At 59.9% G+C, this 16,931-nt stretch carries 16 protein-coding genes and 2 pseudogenes; 11 read left to right on the forward strand and 7 right to left on the reverse strand.

Features of this window, described 5'->3' with window-relative positions; genetic code table 11:
- Nucleotides 1–43: 43 nt before the first annotated feature.
- On the reverse strand, nt 44–994 hold the full coding sequence (locus ACYZTU_RS04740) for a LysR family transcriptional regulator (RefSeq protein ID WP_461968397.1): 951 nt from the start codon (nt 992–994) through the stop codon (nt 44–46).
- A 163-nt stretch (nt 995–1,157) separates the two neighbouring features.
- Between ACYZTU_RS04740 and ACYZTU_RS04745 the strand changes: the two genes are divergently transcribed.
- Both ACYZTU_RS04745 and mmsB read left to right on the forward strand, forming a co-directional pair.
- Nucleotides 1,158–2,684, forward strand: coding sequence for a CoA-acylating methylmalonate-semialdehyde dehydrogenase (locus ACYZTU_RS04745; protein WP_134422114.1), 1,527 nt, complete (start codon nt 1,158–1,160; stop codon nt 2,682–2,684).
- Nucleotides 2,685–2,694: 10 nt separating this feature from the next.
- Nucleotides 2,695–3,582 (forward strand): 3-hydroxyisobutyrate dehydrogenase, encoded by an 888-nt coding sequence (gene mmsB / locus ACYZTU_RS04750; protein ID WP_461968399.1) that lies wholly within the window; start codon nt 2,695–2,697, stop codon nt 3,580–3,582.
- 47 nt (nt 3,583–3,629) lie between these two features.
- Here mmsB and ACYZTU_RS04755 read toward each other — a convergent pair whose 3' ends face one another.
- From ACYZTU_RS04755 to ACYZTU_RS04770, 4 genes and pseudogenes are all read right to left on the reverse strand, one after another.
- Nucleotides 3,630–3,974 (reverse strand): cupin domain-containing protein, encoded by a 345-nt coding sequence (locus ACYZTU_RS04755; protein WP_007946320.1) that lies wholly within the window; start codon nt 3,972–3,974, stop codon nt 3,630–3,632.
- Nucleotides 3,975–4,082: 108 nt separating this feature from the next.
- Nucleotides 4,083–4,454, reverse strand: coding sequence for a MerR family transcriptional regulator (locus ACYZTU_RS04760; protein WP_461968401.1), 372 nt, complete (start codon nt 4,452–4,454; stop codon nt 4,083–4,085).
- A 48-nt stretch (nt 4,455–4,502) separates the two neighbouring features.
- On the reverse strand, nt 4,503–5,078 hold the full coding sequence (locus ACYZTU_RS04765; protein WP_461968403.1) for an NAD(P)H-dependent oxidoreductase: 576 nt from the start codon (nt 5,076–5,078) through the stop codon (nt 4,503–4,505).
- A gap of 45 nt (nt 5,079–5,123) precedes the next feature.
- Nucleotides 5,124–5,976 (reverse strand): annotated as a pseudogene (locus ACYZTU_RS04770) (LysR substrate-binding domain-containing protein).
- A gap of 95 nt (nt 5,977–6,071) precedes the next feature.
- On the opposite strand from ACYZTU_RS04770, the gene ACYZTU_RS04775 reads away from it, so the two are divergent.
- The 7 genes from ACYZTU_RS04775 (at nt 6,072) to ACYZTU_RS04805 (ending at nt 13,031) form a co-directional block, all read left to right on the forward strand.
- Nucleotides 6,072–6,836 carry a sulfite exporter TauE/SafE family protein gene (locus ACYZTU_RS04775; protein WP_461968404.1) on the forward strand — a complete coding sequence of 255 codons (765 nt, stop codon included), beginning with the start codon at nt 6,072–6,074 and terminating at the stop codon, nt 6,834–6,836.
- Nucleotides 6,837–6,927: 91 nt separating this feature from the next.
- Nucleotides 6,928–7,821, forward strand: a complete 894-nt coding sequence (locus ACYZTU_RS04780) for an NAD-dependent epimerase/dehydratase family protein (protein WP_461968406.1) — start codon at nt 6,928–6,930, stop codon at nt 7,819–7,821.
- Nucleotides 7,793–8,671 (forward strand): SulP family inorganic anion transporter, encoded by an 879-nt coding sequence (locus tag ACYZTU_RS04785; protein ID WP_461968408.1) that lies wholly within the window; start codon nt 7,793–7,795, stop codon nt 8,669–8,671. The genes ACYZTU_RS04780 and ACYZTU_RS04785 overlap by 29 nt, the downstream gene beginning before the upstream one ends.
- Nucleotides 8,672–8,857: 186 nt before the next feature.
- Nucleotides 8,858–10,207: a GntP family permease gene (locus ACYZTU_RS04790; protein ID WP_111450494.1), complete on the forward strand. Its 1,350-nt coding sequence runs from the start codon at nt 8,858–8,860 to the stop codon at nt 10,205–10,207.
- 15 nt (nt 10,208–10,222) lie between these two features.
- Nucleotides 10,223–11,083, forward strand: coding sequence for a MurR/RpiR family transcriptional regulator (locus ACYZTU_RS04795; protein WP_008149080.1), 861 nt, complete (start codon nt 10,223–10,225; stop codon nt 11,081–11,083).
- 1 nt (nt 11,084) lies between these two features.
- Nucleotides 11,085–12,542 carry an N-acyl-D-amino-acid deacylase family protein gene (locus ACYZTU_RS04800; protein ID WP_461968410.1) on the forward strand — a complete coding sequence of 486 codons (1,458 nt, stop codon included), beginning with the start codon at nt 11,085–11,087 and terminating at the stop codon, nt 12,540–12,542.
- Nucleotides 12,543–12,662: 120 nt separating this feature from the next.
- On the forward strand, nt 12,663–13,031 hold the full coding sequence (locus ACYZTU_RS04805) for a glyoxalase superfamily protein (protein WP_461968412.1): 369 nt from the start codon (nt 12,663–12,665) through the stop codon (nt 13,029–13,031).
- Between the two features lie 153 nt (nt 13,032–13,184).
- Here ACYZTU_RS04805 and ACYZTU_RS04810 read toward each other — a convergent pair whose 3' ends face one another.
- Both ACYZTU_RS04810 and ACYZTU_RS04815 read right to left on the reverse strand, forming a co-directional pair.
- The gene (locus ACYZTU_RS04810) at nt 13,185–14,048 is read right to left on the reverse strand and encodes a methyl-accepting chemotaxis protein (protein WP_449643238.1); all 864 of its coding nucleotides are present in this window, start codon (nt 14,046–14,048) and stop codon (nt 13,185–13,187) included.
- 42 nt (nt 14,049–14,090) lie between these two features.
- A pseudogene (locus ACYZTU_RS04815) lies at nt 14,091–15,104 on the reverse strand (methyl-accepting chemotaxis protein); the annotation flags it as partial.
- A gap of 261 nt (nt 15,105–15,365) precedes the next feature.
- Here ACYZTU_RS04815 and pmrG point away from each other — a divergent pair.
- Together pmrG and ACYZTU_RS04825 are read left to right on the forward strand one after the other, a co-directional pair.
- Complete coding sequence (pmrG, locus tag ACYZTU_RS04820) at nt 15,366–16,037, forward strand: lipopolysaccharide core heptose(II)-phosphate phosphatase PmrG (RefSeq protein ID WP_461968414.1); 672 nt, start codon at nt 15,366–15,368, stop codon at nt 16,035–16,037.
- A 26-nt stretch (nt 16,038–16,063) separates the two neighbouring features.
- Complete coding sequence (locus tag ACYZTU_RS04825) at nt 16,064–16,927, forward strand: phosphatase PAP2 family protein (RefSeq protein WP_461968416.1); 864 nt, start codon at nt 16,064–16,066, stop codon at nt 16,925–16,927.
- Nucleotides 16,928–16,931 lie beyond the last annotated feature (4 nt).

Consider the following 16,931-nt stretch of genomic DNA (forward strand, 5'->3'; position numbering starts at 1 on the left):
ACAGACTATGTAGGCCTTTTCCGAAAATGCATGGAGCAAGGGGCTACGAGTCGGCGAACAGCGTCTCCCGACTTTCTCCCATCAACAGACCCTGATTCTGCTCAGTGACCGCGCGGATGTAGTCCCACAACAATGTGATCCGCTTGAGCTTCCTCAGGTCCTCCCGGCAGTACATCCAGAACTGGCGGGTGATGTTGATCTCTTCCGGCAACACCGGCAGTAACCGTGGATCCTGGGCCGCCAGGAAGCACGGCAGAATCGCCAGCGACCGACCTTGCTGCGCGGCCACGAATTGCGCGATCACACTGGTGCTGCGCAAATTGGCACTGGCGCCGGGCAACACATTCGCCAGATACAACAGCTCCGAGCTGAACGCCAGATCGTCGACGTAACTAATGAATGAATGCTTACCCAAGTCTGCCGGGCGGCGGATGGGTGGATGCTTGTCGAGATAATCCTGAGTCGCGTAGAGCTGTAATCGGTAGTCACAGAGTTTGCAGCAGACGTACGGACCATGCTCCGGGCGCTCCAGGGCAATGACGATGTCGGCCTCGCGCTTGGACAGGCTGATGAAGTGCGGCAGCGGCAGGATGTCCACGGAGATCGCCGGGTAGGCATCGACGAAATGGCTCAACTGCGGGGTGATGAAAAAACTGCCGAAGCCTTCGGTGCAGCCCATTCGCACATGCCCGGATAACGCCACGCCAGAGCCCGAAACCTGTTCGCAGGCCATGTGCAGCGTGCTTTCAATCGACTCGGCGTAACCGAGCAACCGCTGGCCTTCGGCGGTCAGGACAAAACCGCTGGTCCGGGATTTTTCGAACAGCAAAGTCCCCAGCGCCGCTTCCAGCGAGCTGATTCGCCGCGACACGGTGGTGTAGTCGACTGCCAGGCGCTTGGCCGCGGTGCTGGCCTTGCGGGTGCGGGCGACTTCAAGGAAAAACTTGAGGTCATCCCAGTTCAATGAGCCTAAGGACGTGATGTTTTTTTGCATGATGGTCCGGCTTTTATGTGCGTTCTTATTAGAAGTTTGCACATCTATACTCCAAAAACAGTCCGACAACCAATTCGCGACACACGCCTCATCTCAAGGCGACTTTCTCGCCTTGGCTCCCAAGATAGCTCTCTAAATAAGAACAACGTCCCGGAGACCCAACATGAACGCATCGCTCACGCCAAACGAAACCACTGTCCAAACGGTAAAGCTGTTGATCGACGGCGAGTGGGTCGAGTCCCAGACTACCGAATGGCACGACATCGTCAACCCGGCGACCCAGCAAGTGCTGGCGAAAGTACCGTTCGCAACCGCGCAGGAAGTCGATGCCGCCATCAGCGCCGCCCATCGCGCCTTCCAGACCTGGAAGCTGACGCCGATCGGCGCGCGGATGCGCATCATGCTCAAGCTCCAGGCGTTGATCCGCGAACACTCCAAGCGCATCGCCGTGGTGCTCAGCAACGAGCAAGGCAAAACTATCGCCGACGCTGAAGGCGATATCTTCCGCGGCCTGGAAGTGGTCGAACACGCCTGTTCCATCGGCAGCCTGCAAATGGGCGAGTTCGCCGAGAACGTCGCTGGCGGCGTCGATACCTACACCCTGCGTCAGCCAATCGGCGTCTGCGCCGGCATCACCCCGTTCAACTTCCCGGCGATGATTCCGTTGTGGATGTTCCCGATGGCCATCGCCTGCGGCAACACTTTTGTACTCAAGCCGTCCGAACAGGACCCGATGTCGACCATGCTGCTGGTGGAACTGGCGATCGAGGCCGGCGTTCCAGCGGGCGTGCTTAACGTCGTTCATGGCGGCAAGGATGTAGTGGACGCGCTTTGCACACATAAAGACATCAAGGCTGTTTCCTTTGTCGGTTCGACCGCCGTCGGCACTCACGTCTACGACCTGGCCGGCAAACACGGCAAACGCGTGCAATCGATGATGGGTGCGAAGAACCATGCCGTGGTGCTGCCGGATGCCAATCGCGTTCAAGCGCTCAATGCGCTGGTGGGTGCTGGTTTCGGTGCCGCCGGGCAACGCTGCATGGCCACGTCCGTGGTGGTGCTGGTGGGCGCGGCCAAGCAATGGCTGCCAGACCTGAAAGCACTGGCACAGAAACTCAAAGTGAATGCCGGCAGTGAGCCGGGCACTGATGTGGGTCCGGTGATTTCCAAACGTGCGAAGGCGCGGATTCTCGATCTGATCGAAAGCGGCATCAAGGAAGGCGCCAAGCTTGAGCTGGATGGTCGCGACGTTACGGTTCCAGGCTTCGAAAAAGGCAACTTTGTCGGCCCGACCCTGTTCTCCGGCGTGAAACCCGAGATGCAGATCTACACCCAGGAAATCTTCGGTCCGGTGCTGGTGGTGCTGGAAGTCGATACCCTCGATGAAGCCATCGCACTGGTCAACGCTAACCCGTTCGGCAACGGCACGGGCCTGTTCACTCAAAGCGGGGCGGCGGCGCGTAAATTCCAGACGGAAATCGACGTCGGTCAGGTCGGCATCAACATCCCGATTCCGGTGCCGGTCCCGTTCTTCAGCTTCACCGGTTCGCGCGGCTCCAAACTCGGCGACCTCGGTCCGTATGGCAAGCAAGTGGTGCAGTTCTACACTCAGACCAAGACTGTCACCAGTCGCTGGTTCGATGACGACAGCGTCAACGACGGTGTGAACACCACCATCAACTTGCGTTAAGGAGCCGGACATGAAAATCGCTTTTATCGGTCTCGGCAACATGGGCGCGCCGATGGCGCGCAACCTGATCAAGGCTGGCCACTCACTGCGGCTGGTTGACCTGAACAAAACCGTTCTGGCAGAGCTGGAGCAACTGGGCGGCAGCATCAGCGCTTCGGCACGTGAAGCCGCGCAAGGTGCAGAGCTGGTGATCACCATGCTGCCAGCCGCTGTGCATGTGCGCAGCGTATGGTTGGGTGACGACGGCGTACTGGCGGGTATCGCCAAGGGCGTGCCGGCAGTGGATTGCAGCACCATCGATCCGCAGACGGCGCGTGATGTCGCCGCGGCGGCGGCCAAGCAAGGCGTGGCCATGGCGGATGCACCGGTCTCTGGCGGTACCGGCGGTGCAACTGCCGGGACCCTGACTTTTATGGTCGGCGCCACCCCTGAATTGTTCGCTACCCTGCAACCGGTGCTGGCGCAGATGGGCCGCAACATCGTCCATTGCGGCGAAGTCGGCACCGGGCAAATCGCCAAGATCTGCAACAACCTGCTGCTGGCGATCTCCATGGTCGGTGTCAGTGAAGCCATGGCGCTGGGTGATGCACTCGGGATCGACACAACGGTGTTGGCCGGGATCATCAACAGTTCGACCGGGCGTTGCTGGAGTTCGGAGATGTACAACCCGTGGCCGGGCATCGTCGAAACGGCGCCGGCCTCGCGTGGCTATACCGGTGGTTTCGGTGCCGAACTGATGCTCAAGGATCTGGGGCTCGCCACTGAAGCGGCACGTCAGGCGCACCAACCGGTGGTGCTCGGCGCGGTGGCCCAGCAGTTGTATCAGGCAATGAGCCAGCGAGGGGAAGGTGGCAAGGACTTCTCGGCGATCATCAACAGCTATCGCAAACCCCAATAAGGGGTTTTTCCGGGAACCCGCGTCGGGCGGGTTCCCGGTTTTTTGCATCAGGCAAACACGAAATACTTGCGCACGGTTTCAACGACTTCCCACGTGCCTTTCATCCCCGGCTCAATGACGAAAATATCACCGGCGCGCAAATGGATCGGCTCCTTTCCCTCAGGGGTGATGATGCAGTACCCCTCGCGGAAATCGCAGTATTCCCACTTCACGTATTCCACATACCACTTGCCCGGCGTGCAGATCCAGGTGCCCATGATCTTGCTGCCGTCTTCGCTGGTGTAGGCATTGAGGTTGACGGTGTGAGGGTCGCCTTCGAGTTTTTCCCATTTGCAGGCGTCGAGTACCGGCAGCGGGTGAGTATCGCGAAGAACGGTAATAGGTGCGGTCATGTGGACTCCGGGCAGTGGATTCAAGAACTGAAGTCGCACCCTATAGCGCCCGTCCACCGGTCAGTTGTCTGTACTCGACATTGAGCTGTCCAGAAACGCGCATTACCCTCAAAGACTTTTCAGCGGGCAATCGAACCTGCTCTGTTCGAGGCTGGCTTCGAACTCGATCAATTGCGAATGCTGCTGCGACAGCGTAGCGATCCGCTCGCTGATTTCCTGCTTCTTGGCGGCGATGACCTGATGGGCCAGTTCCCACGGCATTTGCGACCCTTGATGTCCGGCGAAGATTGACTGCAATTCCTTTAGCCTGAAACCCAGCTGCTGCGCGCACTTTATAAAGATCAGCAGGTCAACGCTTTGCTGGTCGTAGACGCGGTACTTTCCCAACCGTTGAGCGGCAGGCAGCAGGCCGATCGACTCGTAATGGCGGATGCTCTTGATCGTGGTGCCGGAGCGTTGTGCGGCTTGGCCGATGTACATGGAAAGTCCCTTTTTTGCCGTGGTAAGCCCGGTGCATTATCGGCAGACTCAGCGGCTGGCGATAGCCTGGGCTTGTAGCAACCAGGCTTCACGCTGACCGGCACTGGCGCCGAGAATCGGGCCAAATGTGAGTGTGCGCTTGGGTTCGATTCCGCAGAACGCGAGGGTGGTTTTGCGGATCTGATGCAGACCAGGCATGCGATAAACCCAGCGGTAATACCAGGGTGGCGTGTCCATGGTCACCAGTAAATGCGCGCTGCGACCATGCAGCAATTTGTCGGGAAAGGCTTTGCCCTCGCGGTATTTGAATGCGAAACCCGGCAGGAACACCCGATCGAAAAAGCCCTTGAGCAACGCTGGAACTCCACCCCACCAGATCGGATAAACCAGCGTCAGGTGCTCGGCCCACAGGATGTCAGCCTGGGCGCGGCGCAAGTCGGCTTCCAGCGGCTGGACCTGTTGATAACCTTCACGCAGCACCGGGTCAAAGTCCATTGCGCCTAGAAACAACTGGCGCACCTCATGCCCGGCGCGCAACGCCGACTGTGCGTAACGCTCGGCGAGGGCGCCGCAGAAACTGTTGCTCGCCGGATGACCAAGAATCACCAGAATTCGTTTGCCCATCGTCTCTGTCCTTGAAGATCAAAGCTCAAGGGTAAAGTCTGCCCCTCAGGGGAGAGTCAAGGCGTGCAGCAAGGCCTTGGCATAACCGGGCAGCGCCGCAAAGTCTCGGGCACAGAGCAGGAGTTTGCGCATAGCCCAAGGTTCTTGCAGGACGAGGCTCTTGAAGGATTTTCCACCGCGCCAGCGCTCAACCGCCGCGAGGGGCACGATCGCCAGCCCCGCGCCCCGAGCAACCATGCGTATCACGCCGTCAAAACCGTCGGCGCGGATGCGGATCTGCAGGCGTACACCTGCGTGCAGTGCCTGTTCTTCGAGGTACACGGCCAACGCGCTGTTGGCGTTCAGACCGACGTAGTCGTGGTGCAAGGTGTCGTCAAAGCTTAAAGATTCGATGTCGGCCAAAGGATGGTCACGGGGTAGGATCAGTACCAGCGGATCGTCGCAAAAAGCGCGGGTCTGTAGGCCAACGGTGTCCACGGCGTCGGACACGATACCCAGGTCCGCCGCACCTTGGCGCAGGGCGTGGGTGATGCGTGCACTGGGCAGTTCTTGCAGGTCGATGTCGAGATTGGGGTGGTCGTGCAGAAAGTCCGCGAGCAACTCCGGCAGGTATTCGGTGATCGCCGTGGTGTTGCACAAAAGTCGCACCTGACCTTTGACGCCTTTAGCGTACTCGGCCAAGTCTTGCTGCATGCGTTCGGCCTGTTGTAACAGGACACGGGCGTGTTGCGCCAACGCTTTGCCGGCAGATGTGGGCGTGACGCCACGGCGACCGCGGTCCAGGAATTCAATACCCAACGAAGCCTCCATGGCACGGATGCGCGCACTCGCCGCCGGTGATGTTGCCGCTGTCGAGGATGTTCAAGTAGAGGCGCAGGTCAGTCAGGTCGAAGTGCATGTTATGTCCCGAAGATCAGTGCCTCTTGCCTGGCAAGAGGCTGCCTCAGTATATGGCAGATTTCAAAACCGCCAATCCGGGCTCAGGATAGCGCGATGAATACACTCGCCGCGTTGTATCAAAACCTCGGTCTGGCCCTTTCATTGATGGTCATCGCCACTTTTCTGCTGGCCGGCATCATCAAGGGGGTGATCGGCCTCGGTTTGCCGGCCATCGCGATGGGCTTGCTCGGTCTGGCTATGGTTCCATCGCAGGCTGCCGCGCTGCTGATCATCCCCGCGACGCTCACTAACGTCTGGCAACTGGCATTCGGCGGGCATTTGCGAGGCTTGATCAAACGATTGTGGCCGATGTTGCTGGCGATTTTCATCGGCACCGGGGCCGGCACGTTGTGGATCGGCATGGCCGGTGGTCATTGGGTCGTGCGGGGATTGGGCGCTGCGCTGTTGCTCTATGCGTTGAGCGGGTTGTTCCTGCCGACCTTGCGTGTCGGCAGTCACACCGAACGTTGGCTCGGACCACTTTGCGGCGTGTTGACGGGCGTCATCACCTCGGCCACCGGCGTCTTCGTGATTCCGGCAGTGCCTTATCTGCAAGCGCTGGGCTTGAGTAAAGATGAACTGGTGCAAGCGCTGGGTCTGTCGTTCACCGTTTCGACCCTGGCCTTGGCCACCGGCCTGTTATGGCGCGGCGCGCTGGGCGGTGGCGAGTTAAGTGCGTCGTTGCTGGCGCTGATCCCGGCGGTGCTCGGCATGTTGCTGGGGCAATGGCTGCGCCGGCGGATCAGCGACGTGCTGTTCAAGCGCGTGTTCTTCATCGGCCTCGGCGTGCTTGGCGGCCACTTGCTGATCAGCGGGTAGCGGACGACAGGTTGAGCATGTCGATGGCGCGGATATCGAAATCCCGTTCCAGGTACTCAATGCATCACTTATTCACGCAGGGAGTTTCTCCATGAACGTATTCGTTATCGGTGCCGCTGGTTTTATCGGCGGCTCCATCGCCACCGGTCTCGTCCGGGCGGGCCACAAGGTTACTGGTCTGGTTCGCAGTGCAGAACAAGCCAATGAACTGAGCGCTCTGGGCATCACCCCGGTCATCGGCACGCTTGACGACAGCGCACTCCTGGCCGAACAGGCCCACGCTGCCGATGCCGTGATCAACGCCGCCAGCAGCGACCATCGCGGCGCGGTGGACGCGTTGCTGGACGCGCTTCGCGGCTCCAATAAAGTGTTTCTGCACACCAGCGGTTCGAGCATCGTCGGCGATGCGTCGGGCGGCAAATCCAGCGACGTTATCTATGTTGAGGACAACCTGCCGGAGCCGACGGTCGACAAGGCCGCTCGCGTGGCCATCGACAACCTGATCCTTGCGGCTGCGAAAGACGGGGTGAACTCGGCAGTGATCTGCAACACGCTGATCTACGGCCACAGCCTGGGCGTGAATCGTGACAGCGTACAGCTACCGCGTTTGCTGAAACAGGCGCGAAAAAGTGGTGTGGTTCGGCATGTGGGTGCTGGCCAAAACATTTGGTCCAACGTGCACATCGAAGACGTGGTTCCCCTGTACCTGCTGGCGCTGAGCAAAAACGTACCGGGCACCTTCTACTTCGTCGAAAGCGGTGAGGCGTCGTTCATCGACATGACTACTGCGATTGCCCAAACGCTGAATCTGGGGGAGCCACAAGATTGGCCGCTGAAAGACGCCGAAGCCGAGTGGGGTTATGAAATGGCCAACTATGGCCTGGGCTCCAACAGCCGGGTTCGCGGTAAACATGCGCGGGAGTTGCTGGGGTGGGCGCCGAAGCGGACATCGGTGATTGAATGGATTCGGGACGAGATGGTGTGAGTTCGCTTTAGACCGCGTCATCGTTCATCGTCGGAACGCCACCCGGAGCAAGCTCGTTCCCATTGCCCCTTACGCGATTTTGATGGCGCTCGTCGGCCTGCTGGAAACCCTGCTGACCCTGAACCTGACCGACGAGATCACCGAGAGCTGTGGTTACCCGGATCGCGAGTGTGTGGCGCTGGGGGCGGCCAACATGGTCTCTGGTGTATTCGGCGGTATGGGCGGCTGCGCCATGATCGGCCAGACGGTGATCAACCTCAGTTCCGGCGGTCGCGGTCGGCTGTCCGGTGTGATGGCCGGGGTGATGATTTTGCTGTTCATCCTCTTCCTTTCGCCGCTGATCGAGCGCATCCCGCTGGCCGCATTGGTCGGGGTGATGTTCGTGGTGTCGCAGCAGACGTTTGCCTGGGCTTCGTTGCGGGTGGTGAACAAGGTGCCGCTGAACGACGTGTTGGTGATCATCGCGGTAACGGTCATTACGGTGTTCACCGATCTGGCCACTGCGGTGCTCTGCGGGATTATCATTGCGGCGCTCAATTTCGCCTGGCAGCAGGCTCGGCAGTTGTACGCCGACAGTCATCTTGAGAATGACGGCAGCAAGCTTTACCGAGTGCATGGAACGTTGTTCTTCGCCTCGACTACACCCTTTCTTAATCAGTTCGATCCCGCCAATGCCCCGTCCCAGGTGACCCTCGACTGTCGCCACCTGAGCTTCGTCGACTACTCGGCCATTGCTGCGTTGAATGCACTGCGTGAGCGCTACGCCAAGGCCGGCAAGCATTTGCGGGTGCTGCACTTGTCCGAGCGCTGCAAGAAACTCCTCAAGCGTGCCCGCGTGCATCACGACTGAAAGCGAGCAGGGCAGGAGTGATGAAAATCCGCCTGCCCGATTTTCATAACCTACGACTCCCCATGTCCCTAAGCGACAACCCTTATCCCTCCACGAAAATTAGTTTCACCTCGTTTGAAAATCACGCCTCGAAATGTTTTATGAGTTTCACAATCCATTCGACGTGACCCTTTCGAGGAGTACCGCATGACACCTTCCTTCGGCTATTGGCTGCTGGTTTACGCCGCCATCGCCATCATCGCGCTGATCGTTCTGATCGCCCGTTACCGGCTAAATCCGTTCATTGTTATCACCTTGGTGTCTATCGGCCTGGCGCTGCTGGCCGGGATGCCACCGTCGGGCGTGGTGGGGGCGTACGAGGCGGGAGTCGGCAAGACGCTGGGCCATATCGCGCTGGTGGTCGCGCTGGGTACGATGCTCGGCAAGATGATGGCCGAGTCCGGCGGTGCCGAGCAGATGGCGCGTACGTTGATCGATCGCTTCGGTGAGAAAAATGCCCACTGGGCGATGGTCTGCATCGCTTTTCTTGTCGGACTGCCGTTGTTCTTCGAGGTCGGTTTTGTACTGCTGGTGCCGATCGCGTTTACCGTGGCGCGGCGCGTGGGTGTTTCGATTCTGATGGTCGGTTTGCCAATGGTTGCCGGGCTCTCGGTGGTCCACGCCCTGGTGCCACCGCACCCGGCGGCGATGCTGGCGGTGCAGGCTTATCAGGCCTCGGTGGGGCAAACCCTGCTCTACGCGATCCTGATCGGGATTCCGACTGCGATCATCGCCGGTCCCTTGTACGCCAAGTTCATCGTGCCGCGCATTCAACTGCCGGAAGATAACCCGCTGGAGCGTCAGTTCCTCGAGCGTGAACCGCGTGACAGCCTGCCGGGTTTCGGCATCACCATGGCGACCATTCTGCTGCCGGTGGTGCTGATGCTGATCGGCGGCTGGGCCAATCTGATTTCCACGCCGGGCAGCGGTTTCAATCAATTTCTGTTGTTCATCGGCAATTCGGTGATCGCCTTGCTGCTGGCGACCTTGCTGAGCTTCTGGACGCTTGGTCTGGCCCAAGGCTTCAACCGTGAATCGATCCTTAAGTTCACCAACGAATGTCTGGCACCGACCGCCAGCATCACTTTGCTGGTGGGCGCGGGCGGTGGCTTGAACCGGATTCTGGTGGACGCTGGCGTCACGGACCAGATCGTCAGCCTAGCCCAGGTGTTCCACCTGTCACCGCTGTTGATGGGTTGGCTGTTCGCTGCGCTGATGCGCATCGCCACCGGTTCTGCCACGGTGGCCATGACCACCGCGTCGGGCATCGTCGCGCCGGTGGCCATTGGTCTGGGTTATCCGCATCCAGAGCTGTTGGTGCTGGCGACGGGCGCGGGGTCGGTTATCTTTTCCCACGTCAATGACGGCGGCTTCTGGTTGATCAAGGAATACTTCAACATGACCGTCGCCCAGACCTTCAAGACCTGGACGGTGCTCGAGACCATTATCTCGGTGGTCGCCTTCGGTCTGACCGTGGGTCTTTCTTATCTGCTTTAGCCGGAGCCGCCTGCCATGGACATCCTCTACCAGATCCGCGCCCGTCAGGATTCCTTCAGCGCGGGCGAAGGACGCATCGCTCGGCTGATGCTCGACGACGTAGGATTTGCCTCCGCCGCCAGCCTTGATGAACTGGCGCTGAGAGCGGAAGTCAGCACTGCCACACTCTCGCGTTTTGCTCGCACCGTCGGCTGCCGCGACTTGCGCGATCTGCGGCTGCAACTGGCCCAGGCCAGCGGTGTCGGCAGTCGGTTCCTCGACCCGGCGGGCACACCCGAGCAGTCGGCGTTTTATGGGCAGATCGTTGGCGATATCGAATCGACCCTGCGCCAGCATCTGTCGGCGTTCGATGAGTCGCGTTTCGCCGACGCGGTGAAATTGCTGGGCAAGGCGCGGATGATTCACGCCTTCGGCATGGGCGGTTGCTCGACCTTGTGCAGTGATGAACTGCAAGTGCGGCTGGTGCGTTTCGGCTACCCGATTGCGGTGTGCCACGACCCGGTGATGATGCGCGTTACCGCCGCCAGCCTCGATGCCGAACGCGCAGTCATTGCCTGCTCGCTGACCGGCATCACGCCCGAACTGCTCGAGGCCGTCGAGCTGGCGCGCAGTTACGGCGCACGAATTCTCGCCATCACCCGGGCAGACTCCCCGCTGGCGCAATTGGCTGATGTGCTGCTGCCGCTGCAAGGCGTCGAAACCTCCTTTATCTACAAACCCACGGCGGCACGCTACGGCATGTTGCTGGCCATCGACGTGCTTGCCACCGAGCTGGCGCTGGCCAATCCTGAAGACAATCAAGAGCGTCTGCGGCGGATCAAACTCGCCCTGGACGATTACCGCGGCGGCGACGATCACTTGCCGCTGGGAGACTGACATGATGTACGACACGCTGATTCGCAACGCCCTGATTATCGACGGCAGCAACGCGCCCGGTTATCCCGCCGACGTGGCGATTCTGAACGGTCGCATCGAGCGCATCGGCGACTTGCACGATGCCAACGCCGCCGAAGAAATCGACGCCGCCGGCCGCGTGTTGGCGCCAGGTTTCATCGACGTGCACACCCACGACGATACCGTGGTGATCCGTCAGCCGCAGATGCTGCCCAAGCTCAGCCAGGGCGTGACCACCGTGATCGTCGGCAACTGCGGGATCAGCGCTTCGCCGGTGAGTTTGCGCGGCGATCCTCCCGACCCGATGAACCTGCTCGGCACCGCAGCTGCGTTCGTTTATCCAAGGTTCAGCGACTATCGCGCAGCCGTCGAAGCGGCAAACACCACGCTGAACGTGGCCGCACTGGTCGGCCACACGGCGCTGCGTAGCAACCACCTCGACGATCTGTTTCGCACTGCCACTGCGGATGAAATCACCGCGATGCGCGAGCAACTGCGTGAAAGCCTTGAGGCCGGTGCGTTGGGCCTGTCCACGGGGCTTGCCTATGCCAACGCCTTCTCTGCCTCCACCGATGAAGTGATGCAACTGACCAAAGAGTTGGCCGCCTTCGGCGCGGTCTACACCACCCATTTGCGCAGCGAATTCGAGCCGGTGCTGGAGGCCATGGATGAGGCGTTCCAGATCGGCCGTCATGCAAAATCGCCCGTGATCATTTCCCACCTCAAATGCGCCGGCGCCGGTAACTGGGGGCGTAGCCCTCAACTATTGGCCTCGCTTGAAGAGGCCGCGAAAACCCACCCGGTGGGCTGCGATTGTTATCCCTACGCGGCGAGTTCATCGACGCTGGACCTCAAGCAAGTCACCGACGCTCATCGCATCACCATCACTTGGTCAACGCCGCACCCTGAAGTGGGCGGCCGTGACCTGATGGACATCGCCGCCGAGTGGGGCGTGCCGCTACTTGATGCCGCTCGACGTCTGCACCCGGCCGGCGCGGTGTATTACGGGATGGATGAGGCGGATGTACGAAGAATCCTCGCGCATCCGCTGTCGATGGTGGGCTCTGACGGATTGCCGGAAGACCCGTTTCCGCATCCACGCTTGTGGGGTGCATTCCCACGCGTGCTCGGACATTTCAGTCGCGATGTAGGGCTGTTTCCGCTGCACACCGCCGTGCACAAGATGACCGGGTTGTCGGCGGCGCGATTTGGCTTGAAGGAACGTGGCGAAATCCGTGAAGGACATTGGGCGGATCTGGTGTTGTTCAATCCTGTGACGATACGCGATGTGGCGGACTTCAATGATCCACAACGGGCGGCAGAAGGGATTGACGGGGTGTGGGTCAACGGTGTCTTGAGTTACAGCGAAGGCCAGGCAAATGGAAGAAGGGAAGGGCGGTTTCTGGCACGGCAAGGGGATTTGCGTGACGGATTCCAGTAAACATTCCGAGTGCTGTGTCACAGTGATGGCACATTGAGACTAAAGAAAGCCATCGCCAAGCCGAAGCGCTGACATCTTGCCCAGCTACACTCTGGGCCTTATCAGTCTGGGAGCAACTCCATGAGCTTCGGCAAAACCACCCCGATCCTGCGGATTTTCGATGAAATCAAGGCCGTGGAGTTCTACGTCGACTTCCTGGGTTTCAAGATCGACTGGCAGCATCGTTTCGAGCCCAACTTTCCGTTGTACCTGCAAGTTTCCCGCGGCGAATGCGTGCTGCACTTGTCAGAGCACCACGGCGACAGCACGCCGGGCTCGGCGTTGCGGATCGAGACCGATGAACTTGAGGTATTCCTGCAGCAACTGCTGGCCAAGGAATATCCGTTCGCCCGCCCACAGATCCAGGCCATGCCGTGGGGCAGCCAGGACATGACCGTGACCGACCCGTTCGGGAACCGGTTGGTGTTTACCAATGCGATTAGTGTTTGAGAGAGGGGTGAAACCGAAGTTCTCGGTTGTTTTTTAGATAGCTTTCGCGAGCAAGCCCGCTCCCACATTAAACCGCGTCCGCTCGGGCAACTTGGTCAAATGTGGGAGCGGGCTTGCTCGCGAATGGTTCTTTCATTCACCGCAAAGTGAATGTCAGACCCGAAAGTGACTCACCATCATCTGCAACTGATTACCCAACCGCGCCAGTTCAACACTCGATGCGGCGGTTTCGTCGCTGGCGGCGGCGGTCTGTTCGGACACGTCGCGCACGTTGATGATGCTGCGGCTGATCTCTTCGGCCACGGCGCTTTGCTGCTCGGCGGCGGCGGCGATCTGCTGGTTCATCGCCTGGATGTTGGACACCGTGCGGGTGATGTTTTCCAATGACACACCGGCCTTGCGGGTCAGCGCGACGCTGCTGTCGGTCAGGGCGCGGCTGTTGTTCATCACGGCCGACACTTGTTGAGTGCCGTTCTGCAGACCGGCCACCAGGCCTTCGATTTCTTCGGTGGATTTTTGCGTGCGCTGGGCCAGGCCACGGACTTCGTCGGCAACCACGGCAAAACCACGACCGGCTTCACCGGCACGGGCTGCTTCGATGGCGGCGTTGAGCGCCAGCAGGTTGGTCTGTTCGGCCACGGCCTTGATCACGTCCATGACGCTGCCGATCTTGTCGCTTTCCTGTTGCAGCACGCTCATGGCTTCGGTGGAACGCGCCACTTCAGTGGCCAGACGTTCGATTTGGGCGATGGCTTCATTGACCACTTTGTCGCCTTCACGGGCTTCACCATCAGCGGCGGCGGCCGCTTGGGAAGCTTCTTCGGCGTTGCGCGCGACTTCCTGCACGGTGGCGGTCATCTCGTGCATGGCGGTGGCCACCTGATCGGTTTCGATCTTCTGGCTGTTAACGCCGGCGCTGGTTTGCTCGGTCACGGCCGACAGTTCTTCGGCAGCGCTGGCGATCTGGGTGACACCGTCGCGGATGCCGCTGATCAAGTCGCGCAGGGTCACGCCCATGCGGGCGATGCCTTGTTGCAACACACCGAGTTCGTCACGGCGAGTCACTTTGACGTCTTGGGACAGGTCGCCGCTGGCAATGCGTTCAACTACCGCGAGCGTGTCGCGCAATGGGCCGGTGATCTGACGGGTGATGATCACGGCAGCAATGATGCCCACCAGCAACGCCAGCAGTGTGCTGATCAGTTGCAGGGTGCGGGCCTGGGCGCTTTCGGCGTCACGGCGGTCGACCTGAATTTGATACAGCTGATCGCTCAGGGTCACGATGGTGGCGCCCTGTTCGGTCATTTCCTTGCGCGCCTGCACCGCATCGGTGTTCGCCGCTTTATAAGCCTGCAACGCGCTGCGGTAGTTGGTCAGCGCGGTGTCCAGCTGACGCAGGGCGTCTTGCTGAGTGTCGGCGAAATGCACGTTGAGGGGTTTCACGCTGGCGATGGCCACGTCCAGTTGGCCGACAGCTTTTTGCTCGGTCTCGGCGTTGGTGGTGGCGGTGTAGCCGCGCACTTCGTAGCGGGCCAGCAAGAAGGCTTCCTTGGCCGCCGTGATGGCCTGGAATTGTTCGAAGCGTTGGTCGCTCAGAGGCATTTGCTGAACGCGGGTGTTGATGGCGTTGATCAGCGTGTTGGCGGTGTCGGCGTTGGCGCCCATGGCGTCGCGAGCACTGTTACCGGTGCGGTACGCGCTGCGCATTTTGTTCAGGGACGTCTTGTAGGCATCGATGACGGCGCCTTGCTCTTTGAGCAACTTGAGGTTTTCCGGGCTCTTGAATTTCACCTGCAGCGCTTGTTGCTGAGCGGAAAACGCGTCGAGCGTGGTCTGAACGTTCTGCGCTGCGGTTTCGTCGCCGTTGGTCAGCATGTATTGCAGGCGAACCACGCGCAGCTTGGTCAGGCCGGCGTTGAGCTGGGTGATGTCGCTCATCCAGTTGCTGCGGTCAATCAACCCGCCCAGGCTCGTCCAGCCGGTCAGGGCGAGGACGCAGGTCAGTGCCAGGACCAGGCCGAACCCCAGACCCAGCTTCATGTTCACGCTGATGTTGCCGAACCAGCTATTCATCAAAAGTCCTCCAGGAACGTTGTGCTTCTTGATCGTCGGTTGGCTGGAGGATTGTTGTTTTTGGTCGCCAGCAAGGTGAGTAGCAGACCTGTATCGGCAGCCATTGCGAGAGCTGAATGGTTTTTGCAGGACTGATGTGTAACAAGGCCTTTGTGTGGGCCTTAAGCTTTTTTTCACATGAGTTTCACCGGTCGTCGACGTCAGCCTCTCTACCCTCGTGGCATCGAATGAACGTGATGCATGCCAGCGAGGCGGCTTGATGTGGAATTGAGACTGAGTGTGTTCGGGATAAAACGCTCGATTGATCTGAGCCGTTTTGCCCGCTATCGCAATGCGGCTGTCGTGCTCGCCTCGGCGCTGTTGGTGATTCCTCTGACGGTTTGGCTTTTGCATCCGGCCGCTGTACCGGACCTGGCCCACGGCAATGTGGCCGGCGCCCGGGCGTTGGCGGCCGGTTGGGTCAAGGGCAATGTGATCGTGCTGGTGCGTCACGTCGAACGCTGCGATCACTCCAGCGCAGCCTGCCTGAACGGTAACGATGGCATTACCGATCGCTCTCGCAGCGTGGCCGTGGAGGTCGGGGCGAATTTTGAACAGCTCGGGCTGAGCCACGCCGATATCTACAACAGCCCGATCATCCGTACGGCGCAAACGGCCGGTTACATGTTCAACAAGATTGGGGTCGGTGAAGAATGGCTGATCAATTGCAAAGGCACCATGCTGCGTGACGCTCTGGCGCACAAGGTTGCCGGGCGAAACCTGATTCTGGTGACCCATAGCGAATGCATGTCGCAACTGGAGAAAGACCTCAAGTTGCCGGCCTCCACTTTGGGTTATGGCGCCTCCTTGTTCATTTCGGCTGAAAGACCTCAAGCGCCGCGCATGCTTGGGTTTATCGAAGCTTCTGACTGGCGCTCGGTGACCACCGAATGAATTCACTCTCTGGATCTGGACGCACGATGCTGACTTCTTCCCGTTACCACTTTTACTGGGTGAACTTTGGCATTCCGCTGGCCTGTGCGGTCTTGGTTTTCCTGTTGTTCGACCTGACCAAAATCGACATTGCTTTCAACGATCTTTTTTATGACCCGGTCACGCAGACGTTTCCGCTGGATCATGTCCAGCTGTTCGAAAAGATCACCCATAAATGGGCGCGAATCATCCCGAACTGGACCGGGGAGCTAGCGATCGTCGGCGCGTTGCTGTCGTTTCTCTGGCCGCGTCTGAAGGCCGAAAAGCATTCGAAAATCATCGCGTTCCTGGAAAAAATCAACGTCGCGCCGGTGCTTCGGTTCGCCAGCAAGCACCGTCGGGACTTCCTTTACGTGGTGTTCGCGTTTTCCATCAGTACCGGCGTCATCCACTACCTCAAGGGGCACACCAGCGTGTACTGCCCGATCGAAACGACCCAGTACGCGGGGAAAATCGAGCATAAGGAGTGGTATCAGAATTTCGATCTACTGAAAGTCGCAGGTGATGGGCGCTGCTGGCCGGGCGGGCATGCCTCGGGCGGCTTCACCCTGCTGGCGTTGTACTTCGTGGCGCGCCGCTACCGCTGGCGCTACTCCAAAGCGGTCATGTACGGCTCGCTGCTGCTCGGGTTCGTCTACGGCACGACGCGGGTTCTGCAAGGCTGGCATTACATGTCCCACACCTTCTGGGCCGGAATCTTCGTGTGGCTCGCGTGTTTGCTGACGGCGCTGGCGTTCTATGGGCGAGCGCGGCTGGAGCAACCGGTGCTCCAACAGGCTGCACGGCTGCGCGACTCATCGCTGAACCGCTCAGAAACTCATGAAGTCCAAACAAGGGAACGGGAAGCTTGAGCAG

Source organism: Pseudomonas sp. HLT2-19-2, from assembly GCF_054898005.1.